At 46.9% G+C, this 20,278-nt stretch carries 18 protein-coding genes; 14 read left to right on the top strand and 4 right to left on the bottom strand.

Annotation, left to right across the window (positions count from 1 at the left end):
- Nucleotides 1-24: 24 nt before the first annotated feature.
- Nucleotides 25-645, bottom strand: coding sequence for a DedA family protein (locus tag BM101_RS02255; protein ID WP_087029865.1), 621 nt, complete (start codon nucleotides 643-645; stop codon nucleotides 25-27).
- Nucleotides 646-904: 259 nt separating this feature from the next.
- Between BM101_RS02255 and BM101_RS02250 the strand changes: the two genes are divergently transcribed.
- The 4 genes from BM101_RS02250 to gorA all read left to right on the top strand — a co-directional run bounded on the left by BM101_RS02250 (nucleotide 905) and on the right by gorA (nucleotide 4,135).
- On the top strand, nucleotides 905-1,480 hold the full coding sequence (locus BM101_RS02250) for a chromate transporter (protein WP_087029868.1): 576 nt from the start codon (nucleotides 905-907) through the stop codon (nucleotides 1,478-1,480).
- Between the two features lies 1 nt (nucleotide 1,481).
- Entirely contained in the window at nucleotides 1,482-2,048 is a 567-nt protein-coding gene (locus BM101_RS02245) for a chromate transporter (RefSeq protein WP_087029871.1), read from the top strand.
- A gap of 50 nt (nucleotides 2,049-2,098) precedes the next feature.
- A complete protein-coding gene (locus BM101_RS02240; protein ID WP_087029874.1) occupies nucleotides 2,099-2,683 on the top strand; it encodes a dihydrolipoamide dehydrogenase in 585 nt (194 codons plus the stop codon).
- 102 nt (nucleotides 2,684-2,785) lie between these two features.
- On the top strand, nucleotides 2,786-4,135 hold the full coding sequence (gene gorA / locus BM101_RS02235) for a glutathione-disulfide reductase (protein ID WP_087029877.1): 1,350 nt from the start codon (nucleotides 2,786-2,788) through the stop codon (nucleotides 4,133-4,135).
- Nucleotides 4,136-4,691: 556 nt separating this feature from the next.
- On the opposite strand, the gene BM101_RS02225 is transcribed toward gorA, so the two are convergent.
- Complete coding sequence (locus BM101_RS02225; protein ID WP_087029883.1) at nucleotides 4,692-7,361, bottom strand: cation-translocating P-type ATPase; 2,670 nt, start codon at nucleotides 7,359-7,361, stop codon at nucleotides 4,692-4,694.
- Nucleotides 7,362-8,522: 1,161 nt separating this feature from the next.
- A complete protein-coding gene (locus BM101_RS02215; RefSeq protein WP_087029889.1) occupies nucleotides 8,523-9,986 on the bottom strand; it encodes an NCS2 family permease in 1,464 nt (487 codons plus the stop codon).
- Nucleotides 9,987-10,332: 346 nt separating this feature from the next.
- Between BM101_RS02215 and BM101_RS02210 the strand changes: the two genes are divergently transcribed.
- The 3 genes from BM101_RS02210 (at nucleotide 10,333) to BM101_RS02200 (ending at nucleotide 13,807) form a co-directional block, all read left to right on the top strand.
- Nucleotides 10,333-11,040 carry a metallophosphoesterase gene (locus BM101_RS02210; protein ID WP_087029892.1) on the top strand — a complete coding sequence of 236 codons (708 nt, stop codon included), beginning with the start codon at nucleotides 10,333-10,335 and terminating at the stop codon, nucleotides 11,038-11,040.
- Between the two features lie 124 nt (nucleotides 11,041-11,164).
- Nucleotides 11,165-13,345 (top strand): Tex family protein, encoded by a 2,181-nt coding sequence (locus BM101_RS02205; protein WP_087029896.1) that lies wholly within the window; start codon nucleotides 11,165-11,167, stop codon nucleotides 13,343-13,345.
- 12 nt (nucleotides 13,346-13,357) lie between these two features.
- Nucleotides 13,358-13,807: a SprT family protein gene (locus BM101_RS02200; protein ID WP_087029900.1), complete on the top strand. Its 450-nt coding sequence runs from the start codon at nucleotides 13,358-13,360 to the stop codon at nucleotides 13,805-13,807.
- A 109-nt stretch (nucleotides 13,808-13,916) separates the two neighbouring features.
- Here BM101_RS02200 and BM101_RS02195 read toward each other — a convergent pair whose 3' ends face one another.
- Nucleotides 13,917-14,498, bottom strand: a complete 582-nt coding sequence (locus tag BM101_RS02195; RefSeq protein ID WP_087029903.1) for a TetR/AcrR family transcriptional regulator — start codon at nucleotides 14,496-14,498, stop codon at nucleotides 13,917-13,919.
- A gap of 747 nt (nucleotides 14,499-15,245) precedes the next feature.
- Here BM101_RS02195 and BM101_RS02190 point away from each other — a divergent pair.
- The 7 genes from BM101_RS02190 (at nucleotide 15,246) to BM101_RS02160 (ending at nucleotide 20,278) form a co-directional block, all read left to right on the top strand.
- Nucleotides 15,246-15,416: a Flp family type IVb pilin gene (locus BM101_RS02190; protein ID WP_218149862.1), complete on the top strand. Its 171-nt coding sequence runs from the start codon at nucleotides 15,246-15,248 to the stop codon at nucleotides 15,414-15,416.
- Between the two features lie 157 nt (nucleotides 15,417-15,573).
- Entirely contained in the window at nucleotides 15,574-15,744 is a 171-nt protein-coding gene (locus BM101_RS02185; RefSeq protein ID WP_218149861.1) for a Flp family type IVb pilin, read from the top strand.
- A gap of 137 nt (nucleotides 15,745-15,881) precedes the next feature.
- On the top strand, nucleotides 15,882-16,454 hold the full coding sequence (locus BM101_RS02180; RefSeq protein WP_087029907.1) for an A24 family peptidase: 573 nt from the start codon (nucleotides 15,882-15,884) through the stop codon (nucleotides 16,452-16,454).
- A gap of 18 nt (nucleotides 16,455-16,472) precedes the next feature.
- On the top strand, nucleotides 16,473-16,874 hold the full coding sequence (locus tag BM101_RS02175) for a TadE/TadG family type IV pilus assembly protein (RefSeq protein ID WP_177194329.1): 402 nt from the start codon (nucleotides 16,473-16,475) through the stop codon (nucleotides 16,872-16,874).
- 90 nt (nucleotides 16,875-16,964) lie between these two features.
- The gene (gene cpaB / locus BM101_RS02170) at nucleotides 16,965-17,678 is read left to right on the top strand and encodes a Flp pilus assembly protein CpaB (RefSeq protein ID WP_087029914.1); all 714 of its coding nucleotides are present in this window, start codon (nucleotides 16,965-16,967) and stop codon (nucleotides 17,676-17,678) included.
- 14 nt (nucleotides 17,679-17,692) lie between these two features.
- Nucleotides 17,693-18,853, top strand: coding sequence for an AAA family ATPase (locus BM101_RS02165; RefSeq protein WP_245825595.1), 1,161 nt, complete (start codon nucleotides 17,693-17,695; stop codon nucleotides 18,851-18,853).
- A gap of 33 nt (nucleotides 18,854-18,886) precedes the next feature.
- Nucleotides 18,887-20,278: a CpaF family protein gene (locus BM101_RS02160; RefSeq protein WP_087029920.1), complete on the top strand. Its 1,392-nt coding sequence runs from the start codon at nucleotides 18,887-18,889 to the stop codon at nucleotides 20,276-20,278.

The following is a 20,278-nucleotide window of genomic DNA, read 5'->3' as shown; positions in this document are numbered from 1 at the left end:
CGAGTTCGGAGAATGGCTTCTTTATTACTTAGCTTTAGCGGTTTGTTTCCTTTTGCGGATGTACCAAATGATGGCAGCGACAAGCAAAATCGCAAGGAGCACATAAGCGACGTTGGAATAGATATCCATGTAGGCGACGATCGTTTCCCATTGGGATCCGACGGCTGCTCCCAGATAGATGAGCACCGTATTCCAGATCACGGTTCCCAAGGTCGTGAAAAGCATAAACAGGCCGAAGCTCATATTCGCCATACCGGCAGGCAGGGAAATCAAACTTCTGATCAGCGGGACAAACCGGCAGAAGAAGACCGTCCAGACGCCGTGGCGGTCAAACCAGGCATCCGCTTTGTGGATGTCATCCTTGGTGATGCGCAGGATATTGCCGTATTTGTCCACGATTTTTTCCAATCTTTCCACATCAATCAGCGTGCCGACCCCGTAAAGGATGGCCGCGCCGACCACGGCTCCGATCGTGGAGGCTATTATCATCCCGATGATGGAAAGGCTCGTGTTCGTCGTCATAAAACCGCCGAAAGTCAGAATCACTTCTGAAGGGATGGGCGGGAAAAGATTTTCAATCATAATCAAAAATGCTACACCGATGTAGCCAAACTGTTCCATGATACTTTGAATCCAAGCTTCTATGGTGATTCACTCCTCTAATGTTCATTAATTTTATTGCCCACATTCTAACTATACACGAACAACAATCATTTTCCATTTATTTTGAAAAAATTTAAGGAAGTTCGGACAAAAGTCTGACAAGGAAACAGCCAAATCTGTAACAATAGACAAATGCTAATGCCAAAATTGTGGACTTGTTCTTTTTACAATGTAGCTTGAGTTTGGTAAAATTCATACTGTTGGATATTGCGCGTAAAATCTAAAAAGTGGAGGGGATTGTGTGGCAAAACAAGAAAAGTCAGCGGCATTATTTTGGACGTTATTTAAATCGACCTTTATTCTGAGCGCCTTTACTTTCGGCGGAGGATACGTGATCGTCCCGTTGATGCAAAAGAAATTCGTGGAGGACCTGAAGTGGATCGAAGAAGACGAGATGCTGGATTTGGTGGCTTTGGGGCAATCGACGCCAGGGGCCATCGCCGTCAACACCTCCATCCTGATCGGCTATCGGATGGCCGGCATTGCCGGAGCTTTGGTGACTGTCTTTGGGACGGTCTTTCCGCCGCTCATCATCATCACGCTTATTTCCTATTTTTATATGAATTTCAGGGAGAATCCGTTTGTGGATGCGCTCATGATCGGGATGCAAGCCGGTGTGGCGGCAGTCATCGTCAACGTCGTCTTCAATATGGTCGATAGCGTCGTCAAGCAAAAAGACATCGTGAATATCCTGTTGCTGGTGGCAGCCTTTATCGCTTCCTTCTTCTTTGATGTCCATGTCGTCATCATCATCTTGCTTGCCGGATTGATTGGTTTCATCAATCTGACGTATCATGAAAAGAAAGGGGCACTCTGATATGATCTATTTGCAATTATTCCTATCTTTTTTTCAAATCGGGCTGTTCACCATCGGCGGAGGCTATGCCTCCTTGCCATTGATCAAAAATGAAGTCGTGACGAACCAAGGGTGGCTGACGATGCGGGAATATACGGATATCATCACGATTTCGCAGATTACACCCGGCCCGATCGCCATTAATTCCGCCACTTTTGTCGGCACGAAGGTAGGCGGGCTGCTCGGCGCCATCGTTGCGACGCTCGGAACGGTGACGCCATCCATCTTCATTGCCCTGATTCTGGCATGGGCGTATTACAAATACCGGGACATTAAGGTGGTGCAAGGTATCCTGGGTGGCTTGCGTCCGGCCGTGGTTGCGCTGATTGCGGCTGCTGGGCTGTCCTTATTTGTTGCCGCCATTTTCCAATCGGGTGGGACAGCCTTCGGGGGCATCACCGTCAATTTTTTGGCGACCGCCATCTTCATCGGCGCCTTCCTGGCCATCCGTCTCACAAAAATCGATTCGATTTGGCTGATCCTTTTATCCGGAGCGACGAGCATAATCGTTTATTTCATTGGGGGATAAGGGGTATAATGAGAGGAATCGACTGACGGATTTGTGAAAGAGGGATAGATGTGGAAAAAGAAACAACAAAAAGCAGCAGAGATGCAAAAACAGTCAAAGAAAGCTATCCCGTGAAATGGATCGGGCTAAAGCCAGGGCGTTTCGCAAAATATAGTACTTGGATCAACAACGAGAAACCAGGCATCTGCGGGACCTACTGCGGCGCCGTGCTCCTGCATGATGCCGTTTTGCAAAAGTATCAGCGTTCGTTGGATAAGGATACGTTGGTGGCGGGATTGAAAACGGTCGTTGATGACTTCATGCCCTATAAAGGGACCTTTTTCTGGGACGTCCAGCATGGCTTGAATGAGCTGTTGAAGGACATCCCGGATTGGACCGCAAAGACAGGCATCATCACGGAAAAAATCGTGCCGCAGTTGCTCGACCGGCCCGATCCCGTTCCGGTCATCGTTGGGACGACGAAATTGTTGCACAGCAAATATAAAAATCACTGGGTAGTGGTATATGCCTATGGGTATAATGAGGAAGGCAAACTTTTCTATAAGGTCTATGACAATCATGGCAGACACCAAGCCATCATCCCCGCATCCCAAACAATCGGCTGCATCTGGCTGGAAGAGAAAAATAAACGATAGCCTGGATAAGAGCGACAAACAACATCCGACCGGGAAAGTTGTTTACAAATAGATAAGCAGTTGATTGAAAATATTTACCATAAGAAACAAAGGAGGGCTAAAATGAGAGAGTTTGATTTTATCGCCATCGGTGGCGGAAGCGGCGGCATCGCAACGATGAACCGCGCAGCCGAATACGGGGCAAAAACGGCCGTTATTGAAGGGAAACAGCTCGGCGGAACCTGCGTGAACATCGGTTGTGTACCGAAGAAAATCATGTGGTATGCGGCGCAGATTTCCGAAGCCATCCATAAATACGGTCCGGATTACGGGTTCGCAACAGGGGAGCACAAAGTCGATTTCCCGACGCTCCTCAAGAACAGGGAAGCCTATATCGAACGCTCACGGAACTCATACGCGGCGGGATTTGAACGCCGCAATGTGGAAGTCATCGAAGGTCATGCGCGGTTTGTGGATAACCATACCGTCGAAGTGAACGGTGAAAAAATCAGAGCCAAACATATTTTGATCGCAACCGGGGCCAAACCGGTGAGACCGCACATACCGGGCAGCGAGCTAGGGGATGTTTCCGATACGTTCTTCGAATGGCAAGAGCTGCCGAAGAAGGTCGCAGTCGTGGGCGCGGGCTACATCGCCATCGAATTGGCCGGTGTGCTGCATAACCTCGGCGTGGATACACATCTGTTCGTCCGCTATGACAGCCCACTGCGGAAATACGATACCATCATTGTTGATGGTATCATGCAGGAAATCGAAAAGGATGGGCCGACGCTGCATACACATGCTCGTCCCAAAGCGGTCGAAAAGAATGCGGACGGCACGTTGAGTCTGCATCTGAAGGACGGTTCCACCGAGATTGTCGATAAGATCATCTGGGCAATCGGCCGGACCGCCAACATCGACGGCTTGAACATCGAAGCGACCGACGTCAAAGTCAGCGACAAAGGCTTCATCATCGTCGATGAATACGAGAACTCCTCGGTCGACGGCATCTATGCGGTGGGCGATGTCAACGGCAAGAAGATGCTGACGCCCGTAGCGATTGCGGCCGGCAGAAGATTGTCGGAGCGGCTCTTCAACAACAAGCCAACCGAAAAGCTGGACTATGCGAATATCCCGACCGTCGTCTTCAGCCATCCGCCGATCGGCACCATAGGATTGACCGAAAAAGAGGCTGTGGAGGCGCACGGCGAGGACAAGGTAAAAGTGTACCAGTCATCGTTTGCCTCCATGTACACGGCCGTCACTTCCCACCGCCAACAGGTGAAGATGAAACTGGTCTGCGTCGGCGAGAACGAGAAGGTCATCGGCCTGCACGGTATCGGTTACGGCGTGGATGAAATGATCCAAGGCTTCGCAGTGGCCATCAAGATGGGTGCCACCAAAACCGATTTCGACAACACCGTGGCGATCCACCCGACCGGAGCAGAAGAATTCGTCACGATGAGATAGAGCGAGATGATTTGCGTTAGGGGATGAGTACTAAGAAGGCTAACCGCAAATGGGCTGATTTTGCCCATGCGGATTAGCCAGCTTAGACGGAATCCCCTGCAAATCAGAACGCGTTTGAGATAGAGCGAGATGAATACCTAGGTAGAAACCGAGCACTAAGAAGATAAGTAAAAACAAAAAAGAAACCAGATAGTCAAACACACAGAACTTACTGTGGTGTGGATTATCTGGTTTCTTTTCTATGTACCAGAAATATTTTCAAAATCCTTCATCAGGGATTCGACATTCATATCCCTTTCGATTCCCGGCGAAGCCTCGTTCACCGGTAATATGCCCTTGGAAGATAATGGATTTCCCGATGAGGTTATGCTCGCCGGGAAAATCCAATCAGATGATACCGGGATCCCCGGCGAAGCCGTCCATCGGTAATATGCCTTTAGAAGATATTGGAATTCCCGATGAGGTCTCGCTCGACTGGCTCTAAAAATTGAATAACACCTTATCCTACGAAAAAAGGGACCCACAGAAGCGGGTCCCTAAAGCGTTAAGGTTCAGATTATTTTATGCCGTTGACTTTTTTATCGTATCCAACACCGCGTAAAATGGCTTTCGCGATTTCAACGAATGGAATAACGGATAAAGCAGCCAAGACAACGATTAGCCATTGTTGGCCAGTCATGTCGTAGATTCCGAAGATTGTGTTCAATCCAGGAATGAACGCCACTAATAGCATCAAGACTAAGGAAAGTAAGATGGCATAGTTGAATGGCTTGTTTCCTAACGGGTTAACAGAAAACATTGATTTGAACACAGATTTACAGTTGAAGGCATGTGCCAATTGGATGAATCCAAGTGTCAAGAAAGCCATAGCTTCAGCGATATGCAAATCAAAACCATAGTAAGAAGTAGCCAACCAGAACACGAATAAGGTAATGCCGCCTTCATAGATACCTTGGTAAATCATGCTTGTGAATACGCCGTTTGAGAAGAAGTTAGAAGAACGTCCACGCGGAGCTTGTTCCATAACGTCTTTTTCAGCTTCTTCCAAACCTAAAGCGATAGCAGGGAATACGTCGGTAACTAGGTTGATCCATAACAAGTGGATCGGTTCAAGGATGGTCCAGCCTAACAATGTAGCGATGAACAAGGTCAAAACTTCACCCAAGTTAGCGGATAGCAAGTATTGGACAGCCTTTTGGATATTAGCGAATACTTTACGTCCTTCTTCAACTGCGTGAACGATTGTGGCAAAGTTATCATCAGCAAGGACCATGTCGGAAGCCCCTTTGGATACTTCCGTACCAGTGATACCCATCCCGATACCGATATCAGCTTGTTTCAATGAAGGTGCATCGTTGACACCGTCACCAGTCATGGCAACGACTTTGCCATTATCTTGCCAAGCTTTAACGATACGTACTTTATGTTCTGGGGAAACACGCGCGTATACGGAGTAGTTTTGAACGGTTTTCAAGAATTCATCATCAGAGATTTCATTCAATTCAGCTCCAGTGATGACTGAATGAGCAGTCATTGTACCATCAAGGATGCCTAAACGAGTAGCGATGGCAGCAGCAGTGTCCCTGTGGTCACCAGTGATCATGACGGTGCGGATGCCGGCTTTTTTAGCTTCAGCGATAGCCAATTTAGCTTCTGGACGCTCTGGATCGATTTCACCGATCAGACCAGCGAATACTAAGTCGTGTTCAACAGCCTCGGAAGTCATTGCAGCCGGTAAAGCATCGATGTCTTTGTATGCTGTAGCCAATACACGCAAAGCTTGGATAGCAAGGCTATGGTTTGTTTCAAGGATTTCTTCTCTGTCTGCTGCCGTCATTGGTGATACAACACCATTTTTAACGATGAAGTTGCAGCGTTTCAATAATTCGTCCGGCGCACCTTTGGTAGCAACGTAGAATTTAGAGCCGTTTGTGTGGATGGTAGAAGCCATTTTACGATCTGACTCGAAAGGGACTTCAGCAACACGAGGCATTTTAGCTAATTCGCCGGCTAGATCAAAGTTTTTATCCAACCCATATTGAACCATCGCTGTTTCAGTAGGGTCACCGATCAATGATTTATCGTTAGCGACTTGCGTGTCATTCGCGAAGTTCATGATTCTCATTACCGGTAAGGATAGATCGATAGCTTCATGAGCGTCATGCACTTGGCCATTGTAGTAAACTTTTTCGATCGTCATTTTGTTTTGAGTCAGTGTACCCGTTTTATCGGAACAGATGACTTCTGTACCACCCAATGTTTCAACAGCAGGCAATTTACGGACAAGCGCGTTTCTGCTTGCCATTTTTTGCGTACCCAATGCCAAGATGATGGTAGTGATAGCCGGCAAACCTTCCGGGATAGCAGCTACGGCTACAGAAATGGATACCATCAGCATATCCAACCAAGGACGGCCATTGAACCCGAATCCGACGATGAACATCACAATAGCGATAGCTAAGATCAGGATGGTCAATGATTTACCCATTTGATCCTGGTTTTCTTGTAACGGTGTTTTCTTTTCTTCTGCATTTTGTAGCATATGAGCGATATTGCCGACTTCCGTGTTCATACCTGTTAAAGCTACGACACCTTCTGCACGGCCATATGTAACGTTTGTGCTTGAGAAAGCCATGTTTTTGCGGTCGCCCAGAGGAGCATCTTCCGCTACATCAAGCAAATCTTTTTCAACCGGCACAGATTCACCAGTCAAAGCAGCTTCTTCTACTTTAAGCGAATTGACGCTATACAAGCGGACATCTGCAGGAACAACGTCTCCAGCTTCCAAGACGATGATATCGCCAGGCACAAGTAGTTCTGATTTGATTTGGACGACTTCGCCGCCGCGTCTGACGTTGGCTAAAGGAGAAGCCATTTTCTTCAAAGCTTCGATTGCTTCTTCCGCTTTGTTTTCTTGGAATACCCCTAAAGCAGCATTGATGATAACAACAGCCAAGATAATGATGGCATCCGCAATTTCATGACCGACAGTACCTGAAATAATGGCAGCAGCTAATAAAACAATAATCATGAAATCCTTGAATTGATCCAAGAATTTTTGCAAAGTAGAGCGTTTTTCGCCTACTTCTAATACATTCTCTCCGTATTCAGCAAGTCTCTTTGCCGCCTCTTCCTTAGAAAGACCAGCCTTGGTTGTTTGAAGCTCTGCAAAAACTTCTTCTTCGTTCTGGGCGAAGAACGCTTTGTTCAATTGTTCTTTTGACACGGTGTTTCCCCTCTCTTGACCTGTTATAGTAGCGTTAAAAAGAAAAGAGACTTATGCATAAAATTGTCTGTTGGACAATACTGTATGCATAAGTCTCACTATTTAAGGTAACACCAGCAGATAGGACTACTCTACTTATTGTTGACGTTACCACAGTTATATACTGCTAGTTACTCCCCTATGGAGATATTCAGTTTAACACTCGGTTAATTATATCGATTAAAATGCATTATCGCAACCATTTATTTTTAAAAAAAGAACATGTAAAAAAATGGACATATTTTATCTTATATGTTAAAGAGGAAATATGAATGGACTTTTGGCAATAATACGATAATGATTGGGATGGATGCATGAAGCAGCTCCAATTTCATGCACGCTGCTCCGACCAAGGAGGCGTTCGCCGGGGAACGGAGTCTTCCGGGTTATCCTGCTCCGGCGAGGGGAATGTTGGCCGGAGCAGGCTTGTTTCCAGGCGGCGGAACTCCGGCGAAGCCTAGCAGACCGGAGGTAATATTTTTTTGGAGTTTCTTCTCCGGCGAAAGTGTGGCTCACCGGAGGAGCGCGGCTGCTCCGACCAAGGAGGCGTTGGCCGGGGAACGGAGTCCTTCCGTGGTACTCTTCTCCGGCCAGGGGAATGTTGGCCGGAGGAGATTCGTTTCCAGGCGGCCGAACTCCGGCGAAGCCTAGCAGACCGGAGGTAATATTTTTTTGGAGTCTCTTCTCCGGCGAAAGTGCAGCTAACCGGAGGAGGGCGGCTGCTCCGACCAAGGAGGCGTTGGCCGGGGAACGGAGTCCTTCCGTGGTACTCTTCTCCGGCCAGGGGAATGTTGGCCGGAGGAGATTCGTTTCCAGGCGGCCGAACTCCGGCGAAGCCTAGCAGACCGGAGGTAATATTTTTTTGGAGTCTCTTCTCCGGCGAAAGTGCAGCTAACCGGAGGAGGGCGGCTGCTCCGACCAAGGAGGCGTTGGCCGGGGAACGGAGTCCTTCCGTGGTACTCTTCTCCGGCCAGGGGAATGTTGGCCGGAGGAGACTCGTTTCCAGGCGGCCGAACTCCGGCGAAACGGCTCTCTAGACCATTTTTATGTGCCACTCCAAAAATAAGGTTAGAAAAAGGCTGCCTCGTTAGAGACAGCCTCACAAGATAATAGGAATAGATTTTAAAGGAAGGCTAGGATGATGAAGTTAGCCACGAATAGGGCGGTTGAAACCCAAACGATTGGATGGATTTCATAGATTTTGCCTTTGACAACCTTAACGATACAGAAGAAGATGAATCCTGCAGCGATACCGTAAGAGATGCTGTAAGAAAGCCCCATGAAGACGGATGCGAAGAAGGCAGGAATAGCTTCTTCAAGGTCATTCCAGTTGATTTCCACGAAAGAACCCATCATCAAGATACCAACGATGATCAATGCAGGAGACGTAGCAGCTGCAGGCACGATGCCGATGAATGGCGCGAAGAACGCGCTGATGATGAACAGTACGGCAACGGTAACGGCAGTCAAACCAGTACGTCCGCCAGCACCGATACCGGCAGCACTTTCCACATAAGTGGTTGTGTTGGATGTTCCGAAGATAGCACCGAAGACAGTACCGATCGAATCAGCGAACAAAGCTTTGTCCATTTTTGAGCTGAAGCCGGATCCTTCTTCAAGTGCTTTTTCGTCTTCAACCGAGAAGATGCCTGTGCGACGGCCAGTACCGATGAAAGTACCGATTGTATCGAATGTATCAGATAAGCTGAAGGCAAAAATGGTCATCAGAACCAATGGCAGTTTTGCCGGATCTGCGAACAAGGATTGCATGCCTTCAGCGCCGAATGCGGCACCGAACGTTGTACCCAATTGGCTGAAGGCAATGCCAAGCGAGTTCGCTTGCATGTCAGCCACAGAAATGTGAACAACACCCATCGGGAAGCCGATAAGAGTCGTAGCAACGATGCCGATCAGGATAGCACCGCGTACGTTTTTGACCATCAAAATGACAGTGATGATCAGACCGATCAAAGCCAACAAGGCTGGGCTGGAAGTGAAGTTCACCAAAGCAGGGACGATGCCGCCACCGGAAACAATCGCTCCGATCCCACCTTTATAACTTTCAGCAGCTGCATCGTAAGGTGCGCCATTGACTGACAGGATAGAACCAGCATCAGATGTGTATTGCAGGAAGCCTGAACCCTTGATGCCGATATAGGCGATGAAGATGCCGATCCCACCGCTGATGGCATGTTGCAAGCCTTCAGGGATGGATTTGATGATCATTTTACGGATTTTCGTCACGGTGATGAACACATTGAGCAAGCCGCAGATGAATACCATCGCCAACGCTTGTTGCCAAGTGAAGCCCAATGAGAATACAACCGTGAAAGTGAAGAAAGCATTCAAGCCCATACCCGGAGCCAAAGCGTAAGGTACGTTAGCGAAAAGGCCCATAAACAAGGTACTTACCGCAGCCGAAATGATTGTTGCCAAAAATACCGCTTGGCTAGGCATCCCAGTTAATGCCAGGATTGAAGGATTGACGAAAATGATGTAGGACATGGCGAAGAATGTTGTGATTCCGGCAACGATTTCGGTAGAAACCGTTGTTCCATGTTCTTTTAACTTAAAGAAATTTTCCATTTTGAAAAGATCTCCCATCTGTATTTTTTTTGTGTGCAGCGTCAATGGGGAAGGTAGTGAAAATAAGTTCGAATGAACCCCATCCGTTTGCCACTTGACTATTATAACCAAATCGATTCGGGCATGCAACCGAGAAAGTGAATGATACCCTAAGAATATGATTAGAATGTTCGGTAAAATGCGTATTTTTATTGAAAGCGGATTACTTTTGGGGTAGATTCAGCAAAAGGATGAACAAATTGACGCTGCCCATCTATATATTATCAAGAAAAGGGGAGCACGCGATAAGGAACAGTGTGCTAAAATGGGTGTATGAGGACAGTTTTAGGGAAAGTGGGGGAAGAGTATGCAAAATGAAGTATTTGTAGTCGGTGATGTCCACGGCGAGATCACTTTAATGAAGAAATTGCTGGAAAAGTGGGACGAAGAGAAGCAAAAGCTGATCTTCATCGGTGACTTGGGCGACCGCGGGGAGAACCCGAAAGCATGCTTCCTTTTGGCGAAGGAACTGGTCGAGCAGAAGGGCGCCGTTTACCTGAAGGGCAACCACGAAGAGATACTGGAGAAGTTCATCGCAGCGCCCGAGGAATATGCCCAGAATTACTTCCTGAACGGCGGCTTGGCGACGTTCGAAAGTTTTCTGCATGACCACATCGATGAAGAATATTCGCCGACCGAGATAGCTATGATGATGAAGTTCCATTACAAAGACTTCCTCGCCTTCTTGGCGACGCTGCCGCTCTACTATGAGTGGGAGAACTACATCTTTGTCCATGCCGGCGTCGATCTGGACAAAAAGGATTGGCACAACAGCAATCCGGAAGATTTCCTCTGGATCCGCCATCCGTTCCATCAGAAGAAGAACCGCACCGGCAAAACGATCGTCTTTGGGCATACGCCGACCTTTGTCCTGCACGGGGACAACGATAATTCGGACCTCTGGATCAGTGACGACAAAATCGGCATCGATGGCGGGGCCGTCTACGGCGGCACGCTGCACGGAGTTGTATTTGACAAAGACGGGCTGAAGCATGATTATAAGGTAAGAAAATAACGGAGGCCGTACATAAAACGCTGGGACCCGGGACGCTTTTGGCGCGCAACGGGACACGGCGACGGGATAACAGCAGGTCCCTAGCGTACAGCCCCCTTCAATCGGAAAGGCAGGAAATAAGCATATGGCAGAAGAAGCAAAAGATATCGTCTTGGATTTGGTGAAAGCCGAGCTGAAACAATTCAGGCCAGCACAGATCGAAAAAGTATTGGCATTATTGGGCGACGGGAATACGGTTCCTTTCATCGCCCGTTATCGGAAGGAAGCGACCGGCTCCCTGGATGAAGTGGAGATCCGAGAAATCGAAGAGCGCCACAATTATTTGACGAACTTGCACAAACGCAAAGAAGAGGTCATCCGCATCATCGAGGAGCAGGGCAAACTGACCCCGGCCTTGAAACAGAAGATCGAATTGGCCGACAAGATGCAACGGGTGGAGGATCTGTACCGCCCCTACAAACAGAAGCGCCGCACGAAAGCGGCCATCGCCCGCGAAAAAGGGCTGGAACCTTTGGCGGACTGGCTACTGGAAGGCCCGACAGCCGGAACGGTCGAAGCGAAGGCAAAGGAATTCCTGAACGCTGAAATGGAATTGGTTACGATAGAAGAAACGTTGGCGGGCGCGCATGAAATCATCGCCGAAATCGTCAGCGATGAGCCGGCTTACCGCGAATACATCCGCGATTTCACCCGCAAGACCGGGATGGTCGTCAGCACGGTGAAGGATGCTGAGAAGGACGAGAAAGCCGTCTACGAAATGTATTATGACTTCTCACAAGGCATCTCCTCATTGGTATCCCACCGCACCCTGGCGATGAACCGCGGCGAAAAAGCGGGCATCCTGAAAGTGGCCGTGCAGGTGGATGAAGACAAAATCTTCGCTTACCTGAACAAGCAAGTGCTCAAGAAGCCGAACAGCATCGCGGCACCGTTCGTTATCGCTGCCTATGAAGACAGCTATCGACGCTTCATCGGACCGGCCATCGAAAGAGAAATCCGCAACGAATTGACCGAAGCGGCCGATGAACAAGCCATCGACGTCTTCGGCGACAACCTGCGCAATCTGTTGCTGCAGCCGCCTTTGAAAGGGAAGACCGTCCTCGGACTGGATCCGGCCTACCGCACCGGCTGCAAATTGGCGATCGTGGATGCGACCGGGAAAGTATTAGCGAAGAGCGTCATCTATCCGCACAAACCGGCATCGCAGGAGAAACGCGCCGCCGCAGGCCCAGCCTTCCGCAAGATGCTGGAAGACTACAACGTGGAAATGGTCGCCATCGGCAACGGCACCGCCAGCCGCGAATCGGAACTGTTCGTCTCCGATCAGATCAAAGAGGTCAAACAGACGGTCTATTATGTGATCGTCAACGAAGCGGGCGCTTCCGTCTATTCCGCGAGCGACATCGCCCGGGAAGAATTCCCGGATTATCAAGTCGAAGAACGGAGTGCCGTCAGCATCGCCCGCCGCCTGCAGGACCCATTGGCGGAACTGGTCAAAATCGATCCGAAATCGGTCGGTGTCGGTCAATACCAGCACGATGTTTCCCAAAAACGCCTGGGTGAGCGTCTGGATTTCGTCGTCGAAACGGCCGTAAACCAGGTCGGCGTCAACCTGAATACCGCCAGTGCGCCGTTGCTGCAGCACGTTGCCGGCCTGAACAAGACCATCGCCACGAACATCGTGGCTTACCGGGAAGAAAACGGGGCGTTCGACAGCCGCCAGCAATTGAAGAAAGTGCCGCGTTTGGGGCCGAAAGCCTTCGAACAATCAGTCGGCTTCATGCGCATCGCGGACGGCAAGAATATCCTGGATAACACCGATATCCATCCGGAATCTTATCCGGCTGCCAAACAAATACTGGAGCTTGCCGGCCTGAACCTGAAGGACATCGGCACTGACCACGCCCGGGAAGCCTTGGGTACATTGGACCGGACCAAAGCCCGGGAAGTGACCGGACTCGGGAAAGAAACGCTGCAGGATATCCTGACCGGCTTGACCAAACCAGGACGCGATCCGCGTGACGACATCGCACAACCATTGCTGCGCCAGGATGTCCTATCCATGGAAGACCTGAAGCCGGGGATGGAACTGCAGGGAACCGTCCGCAACGTTGTCGATTTCGGCGCCTTCGTCGACATCGGCGTCAAGCAGGATGGCATGGTCCATATCTCCAAGCTGAGCAACCGTTTCGTCAAGCATCCGTCCGACGTCGCGGCAGTAGGGGATATCGTGACCGTCTGGGTCGATGCCATCGACCTGAACAAAGGCCGGATTGCCTTGACCATGTTGCCGCAGACGAAATAAGAGGGGAAAACAGTGAATAATCAAGAATTGCAGCAGTTGGTGGAGCATATCTCGAGCACCGTCTTCCAGAAACCCTTCGTGCATAAGTCTTATTTCAACAGCCGCCTGCGCACGACGGGCGGGCGCTACCATCTCGCAAGCCACGATATCGACTTCAACCCGCGCGTGCTGGAACTGCACGGACTGGCAGAACTCGAGCATGTCGTGAAGCACGAGCTGTGCCACTATCATCTGCACTTGGAAGGGCGCGGCTATCGGCACATCGATCAGGATTTCAAGCTGCTGTTGAAGCAGAGCGGAGGGAGCCGCTTCGTCAAGGATCTGCGCAACTCAGAGAGTACCAAACCAAAATGGATGTATTGTTGCGGCAAGTGCGGCCAGCTCTATCACCGCAAACGCAGAATCGACACTAAGAAGTATGTCTGCGGGAAATGCCGCGGGAAGCTGGCGATAGCGGGATAAATTTGCAGAAGTGAAGCTTAAGAACCATAAAAAAGATGGGATCGCGTTCGTTGTGAACGCGGTCCCATCTTTTTTGTTCTATAGGAGCTAAATAATAAGCTAATGATTACTAGTGCATGTTTTCGACTTTAAAATTGTAGAAATCGATAAATTCTTGTGTAACCGTTTCAGGAGAAGTAGAAAAGTCTTCAGACATCCAACCGGAAATTGTACCCATCAATCCATAGGTAAATATTTTTGTATATGCCTTAAATCTGTGTTCCGCCATATCAACCTGTGGGGACCATACATCGATCAGCTTATCCAACACAGCCTGTGAACATTTTTGTGAGAAATTCGGCAGAAGTTCGGTTTGCTTGCAGATCGAAAGGCCGTGTCTGTTCTGATAAACAAATTCAAAAATGGTGATATCTGTTTTTTTCATCAGTATTTTACTGTTTGGATAATACTTTTGAAAGCTTTTTTGGAGGGCATCCCCAAATTCGTCCAGTAGATCTTTGGTTACGTCATCCAGTAAATCGAATTTGTCGATGTAATGATTATAGAAAGTTGTGCGGTTAAAGTCAGCAGTCTCTACGATATCCTTGACCGATATGTATGCGAAGCTTTCCGTTTCCAACAATCTCAATAATGCATCCTTAAATAAATGCTTGGTTCTGCGTGTACTTCTGCTGTCCATATCATCTGCCATCAAAAAAACCTCCTTAAAAAAACAATAATTTCGTATCAAATGTTAAAAATATGAACAAATTACTGAATAGTGTCTATATTTTATACAGGATCCGTAAATCTGTGGATTGAACATTCATAAAAATAATATAAAATAAAGTCATAAGTTAAATACAACGTATCACATCAATGAAATCCGACATCAAACATTCCACAAAATTCTTTCTTCTTTCCAATAATTCATCATCAAACCACTTTTACCATCCAACTTTTTTCAGCAAGAACTTCACCAATGTCACCAACCACACAAAAACAAAGAGATTCAACACAAAGTCCTATCATCAAAACTCATCTTAAAAATCTTCCAAGCACAACACACTGCGGCTGTTTAATCAACGGAACATCCCTATGATAATCCAAATTTAACAAGCAATTTAACAAGTTAGTAAAATAAACTTACTTTTAAAGATACGCTCAATCTTCCAGTAAAATTCTTAAACCCTAGCTTTATTTAATTTGTTCAAAAGATACTATCCTAATAAAAATTATAAACGTTTTTAGTAGAAATGTATATAAAGAGGTTAGAAGGATTTAATGTTATTGCCTAAAATTGTTTTTGAAGAACTCTATTTTTGAATAGATCTGTAAATGGGAAGGCATGTCTATTGACAAATGGAGTTGTTGCTCAATGAAGTGATTTCAATCAAAAGAAGTCGCCTCATAAACAACAACAACATAAAGAAGCGGATAGAAAGAGGAGGAAAAGATCATGGAAATCATGAGAAGATTAGTTCAGGAAGAAGAAGGACAAGGTTTAGTGGAGTATGCGTTGATAATTGCATTAATCTCGATTGCGGCAATTGTAGCAATGCCTTTGTTAGGCACTAAAATTAGTAATGTGTTTGAAGGGATAAAGGATAAATTAATTGTTCCTGCATAAAAATTCCGATTTTATCTACTGGTTAATGTGTAAATTACACAATGAAATGAATTCTTTAGTACATCCGTTTTTTAATCAATAACTATATATACTGAACTTATGAACCTAGTTTAAGTTCAATTTATATAAAATAATATATATTAGGGAGGAACACATCATGAAAATCATGAAAAGATTAGTTCAAGAAGAAGAAGGGCAAGGTTTGGTAGAGTACGCATTGATAATTGCATTAATATCAATTGCAGCAATTTTAGTAATGCCTACTTTAGGTGCTAAAATTAGTGATATATTCAGCAAGATTAACACTAAATTAGTAGTTCCAGCTTGATAGCATATATTAATATTAATGTGAAATTCCCGCTTATTTAGCGGGAATTTTTTCTAAAAGTGCTACTCCATTATGCTGAAATGTTATCTGCAATTATAAATATTTAAATCATAAAAAACAGTGGGAGGAGAATTGAAATGGCACTTACAAATGATATCTTTTTATTAATACTGGTTATGTTATCAGGTTTCTTTGATGCAAAAGAAAGGAAAATACCGAATAAAATAACGTTTCCAGGAATCTTGATTGGCATTTTGTTAAACTTATTCGCCGGAGGCTGGATGGGATTGATACAGAGTATAGGAGGATTGCTAGTAGGGTTGGCCATATTCTTTCTGCCTTTTGTCGTGGGTGGGATGGGTGCCGGAGATGTCAAGCTAATGGGAGCTATAGGGGCCTTGATGGGCTGGCGTTTTTCACTGGTTACAGCACTCTATTCTGCTTTGGTTGGCGGATTCATGGTACTTGTATACTTGCTATATACGGGGAAATTACGAGACTATATAAAGAAAATGGTGTTATCTCTTATACGTTTTCTATTTCAGTTAATGAACCAACTTGGCTATAACGAAAAAATTGATCATTTGCAACAACGTTTCGTTAAAAATGGTCAGAATTACACAAAAATCTATATTCCTTATGGTATCGCCATCGCTGGTGGAGCCGTACTGGTTTTGATTGTTTATAATCAAGGCATTGACATTTTTTGATGAAAGAAGGTAATTGTCTTGAAAATCTTATCGAAACTGAGAAAAAGTGAAAGAGGACAATCACTCGTTGAAATTGCCTTGGTTCTGCCGATTCTTTTGATCTTGATTTTAGGATCGATGGATGTTGGCTGGCTATTGTATGCCAAAATTTCGGTTGCCGAAGCGGCGAGAGAAGGAGCTAGAGCGGTATCGGTGTTGGATGCAACAGAATTCGTTAATGCACAATCCGTTGCCCTAGGAAAAGCAACTGTAGTCACGGGAATCAAAGTTGTGACTGTTTCGCCTAGTACATATACTAAAGGCAGTCAGGTAACCGTAACCGTATCAACAAAGATATCGCCATTAGTGGGGTTCTTGCCGAGTACCATTCTGCCTGACCCCGTCACACTGCAAAGCCAAGTCAGTATGAGAATGGAATGACAAATACATAGAGAACGTTTGTAATCTGGGGGACAATAATTGGCGATAACGATAATATGATTCGAAAAATTAGGGAGAGGTGAAATCTGAATGAAAACAAAAAAGAGAATTTGGATCATCACAGCAATTTTGGCATTAATCACTACAGGGATGGTGTATTTCTATCTGGGTCAAGTAGAGGCTGCCAGCCAGGAAAATAAAGCGGCAATGAGTGAAGTGGTCGTGGCCATCAGCACGGTTCCTGCCCATGTGAAAGTGACGGAAGAAATGCTGGAAATAAAGAAAATCCCGACTGAAGCAGTGCATGCGGACACGTATACGAGTATCGCAGATGTAGTAGGGGGTACAACCACGACAGCGTTGATTGCAGGGGAACAAGTATTGACCGATCGCATCGTGACGGATACCGGCGATTCACCATTGGCCTATCAAATCCCTGAAAATATGAGGGCGGTTACGGTGCCTACAACCGAAACGAGCGGTATTGGTGGGTACATTATGCCCGGTGATAGTGTTGACGTTTTGGTGAACTACACTCCTTCCGCAGACCAAAAGGTTGTAATGACACAACTGCAGAATATTAAAATTTTAGAAAAAGGCCCCTATACGACGGGAACAGAAGGACAGCAAACGGGCATCCCTACATCGTTGACGTTATTAGTGACACCAGCGCAAGCAGAAGTGATCGCCTATGCAGCAGTCAATGGAACGTTCTACTTTACGCTTCGAAATGTTGTAGACACTGTGAAACAAGAATTACCAAATTACGGAACAGCAAATTTTGATTCATGGAAAGAGCGGTGAGCACAGTGAATAAGATGAGATTATTGTTATTAGCTGATTCGGAAACGGAACGCCTGCGTATTGTGGAGATGTTGAAAAACATTGATTATATCCGATTGGCTGGCGACTTCATCGATGAAGAGCAGACCTGGGAATCGATGGAACGCTCCCCGGCGGACATTCTGTTGATGGGTTCCGGTAGGAACGGTGAAAGATATGCATTCGCAAAAAAGATTTCTGACCAGTATCCTCACACCGGCATCATCATGATGGAGGAAGAGTTGCTGGAGGAGACGATGCACAATGCGTTGTTTGCCGGTGCGAAGGATGTACTGGTCAAACCGGTTGATCCGGAAAAGTTGCTGAATGCCATCTATCGTATCCAGCAATTGAAGGAACGCACCGTGACCACCAAACAGGAAGCTCCTCAGAAAAAAATCAGAAAAAGTGAACTCGGACAAGTCTACACGGTATTCAGCACCAAAGGCGGTGTCGGGAAGACTTTCGTGTCCATCAATCTGGCGGTATCCTTGGCAAAGGATCCTGAAAAAAGGATTGTCCTCGTCGATTTGGATTTGGACTTGGGCAATGCTGCCTTAGCGCTGAATCTGTACCCAAAATTTACCATTTCGGATGTCATCGATGATATCCGGCATATGGACAGCGACTTGATTGAAAGCTACCTCATTCCCCACGAGTCCGGCATCAAAGTCTTGCCGGCAAACCTCCAACCACAAATGAATGAATTCATCAATGCCGAACATATCCGCATCATACTGGAAGCGTTAAGGGAGTCATTTGACTACGTCATCGTCGACATGCCGGCGCGGTTCATCGAGACGATTATGCCAGCCTTGGCACTGGCTGACCATCTATTGGTCATCACCGCCCCAGAAATTTCATCCGTCCGCAATACCAAGGCATTGCTCGTCACCTTGAAGGACCTCAACTTTCCACAATCCAAACTTCGGATCGTACTGAACAAAGAAGACAGCAGAGGAGACATCAAGAAAAAGGATGTGGAAGCTACACTGAATAAAAAAGTGGATGCTTCGATCGGGTTAGATTATCGCAGGGTACTTTCCTCTTTGAATCGCGGTGTGCCGCTTGTTTATGAGTATCCGAAAAATATCCTTTCCAAAAATATCGATAAAATGCGCATGCAATTTATTCAGGATGAGCCGATGAAAGCGTAAAAACAAAGAAACAGTAAGAAGAGGGTGAGTAACATGAATCTGGAAACTTATGGGAATTTCGGCTTTGCAGCGGCAACGAATGCCGAAGAAAAAGAAGAAATTCAGAATGGATTGGTGAAAAGAAGAAGAGACCTGGATGAATTGGCCTATGATGTCCTGCAGATTGTGATTGACCAGATCCCTGCGACAAAAGAGGACAATGACGCCTCTGCACAGAAAAAGACGTTGGAAAAAATAAATGAAATCATCGGAAGCAGGATCTTTGAGCAGAAACGGCATCTGTCTTTTGCGGACAAGCAGAAGGTAAGCCAGTCCGTCATGAATGAAATCTATCAATTCGGCCCGATCAGCGACTTGTTGAATGATGATACCGTAACCGAAATCATGGTGAACGGTCCCATGAATATTTTCGTTGAACGAAAAGGGAAAATCGTGAAGACGGACAACGAATTCCGCAATGACAAACATGTCATGCACATCATCGACAAAATCATCTCTCCTTTGGGGAGAAGGGTGGATGAGAGTTCACCACTCGTGGACGCCCGTCTGCCCGATGGCTCGCGGGTCAACATCATCATTCCGCCATTGGCTGTGAAGGGACCTTCCATCACCATTCGTAAATTTTCCAAGGATCCCTTGACGACCGATGATCTGATTACGTTTGGAACGTTAAATGGCGACATTGCAGAGTTCCTGCGCCTATGCGTAAAAGGACGGATCAATATTCTCGTGTCGGGAGGAACCGGTTCGGGGAAAACGACCCTGCTGAATGTTCTTTCCAGCTACATACCGGAATCGGAAAGGATTGTCACAATCGAGGATGCGGCTGAAGTGCAACTGCAACAATCGCATGTGGTCACCTTGGAATCAAGGCCGGCCAATATAGAAGGCAAGGGGCACATCACCATCCGTGATCTCGTCGTCAATTCCTTGCGGATGCGGCCAGACCGCATCATCGTTGGCGAAGTCCGGGGCGGCGAAGCCTTGGATATGCTGCAGGCGATGAATACGGGGCATGATGGCTCCTTGACGACCATCCATGCCAATACGCCGAGAGACAGTCTGTCCCGTTTGGAGACGATGGTGATGATGTCAGGGATTGAATTGCCGTCCCGCGCCATCCGTGAGCAGGTTGCGTCTGCCATCGATTTGATTGTCCAGGTTGAACGGATGATCGATGGCACGCGGAAAGTGACGAAAATCAGTGAAATCATAGGCTTGGAAGGGGATATGGTAACCTTGCAGGATGTTTTCATCTTTAAGCAAAATGGATTCGATGAACACGGAACCGTCAAAGGTAAGCTGCAAGCCACCGGCATCATGCCGAATTTTCTGGACAAAATAAAAGCGCACGGCGAGCACGTCCCGCCAAGCCTTTTCAAAACAATAGGCAGCAATCTGGACCCTTTCAGAAAGGGGAGCTGA

The sequence above is a fragment of the Trichococcus palustris genome, from assembly GCF_900114465.1.
GTDB lineage: Bacteria > Bacillota > Bacilli > Lactobacillales > Aerococcaceae > Trichococcus > Trichococcus palustris.
Note: the sequence above shows the minus strand (reverse complement) of the source record. Positions and strands in the feature narration are given on the sequence as shown.

What these genes read in the sequence shown, in the direction of transcription:
- BM101_RS02245 (WP_087029871.1), top strand. Translation starts at nt 1,482, where the DNA reads ATGATCTATTTGCAATTATTCCTATCTTTTTTTCAAATCGGGCTGTTC.
- gorA (WP_087029877.1), top strand. Translation starts at nt 2,786, where the DNA reads ATGAGAGAGTTTGATTTTATCGCCATCGGTGGCGGAAGCGGCGGCATC.
- BM101_RS02215 (WP_087029889.1), bottom strand. Translation starts at nt 9,986, where the DNA reads ATGGAAAATTTCTTTAAGTTAAAAGAACATGGAACAACGGTTTCTACC.
- BM101_RS02210 (WP_087029892.1), top strand. Translation starts at nt 10,333, where the DNA reads ATGCAAAATGAAGTATTTGTAGTCGGTGATGTCCACGGCGAGATCACT.
- BM101_RS02205 (WP_087029896.1), top strand. Translation starts at nt 11,165, where the DNA reads ATGGCAGAAGAAGCAAAAGATATCGTCTTGGATTTGGTGAAAGCCGAG.
- BM101_RS02195 (WP_087029903.1), bottom strand. Translation starts at nt 14,498, where the DNA reads ATGGCAGATGATATGGACAGCAGAAGTACACGCAGAACCAAGCATTTA.
- BM101_RS02190 (WP_218149862.1), top strand. Translation starts at nt 15,246, where the DNA reads ATGGAAATCATGAGAAGATTAGTTCAGGAAGAAGAAGGACAAGGTTTA.
- BM101_RS02185 (WP_218149861.1), top strand. Translation starts at nt 15,574, where the DNA reads ATGAAAATCATGAAAAGATTAGTTCAAGAAGAAGAAGGGCAAGGTTTG.
- BM101_RS02180 (WP_087029907.1), top strand. Translation starts at nt 15,882, where the DNA reads ATGGCACTTACAAATGATATCTTTTTATTAATACTGGTTATGTTATCA.
- cpaB (WP_087029914.1), top strand. Translation starts at nt 16,965, where the DNA reads ATGAAAACAAAAAAGAGAATTTGGATCATCACAGCAATTTTGGCATTA.
- BM101_RS02165 (WP_245825595.1), top strand. Translation starts at nt 17,693, where the DNA reads ATGAGATTATTGTTATTAGCTGATTCGGAAACGGAACGCCTGCGTATT.
- BM101_RS02160 (WP_087029920.1), top strand. Translation starts at nt 18,887, where the DNA reads ATGAATCTGGAAACTTATGGGAATTTCGGCTTTGCAGCGGCAACGAAT.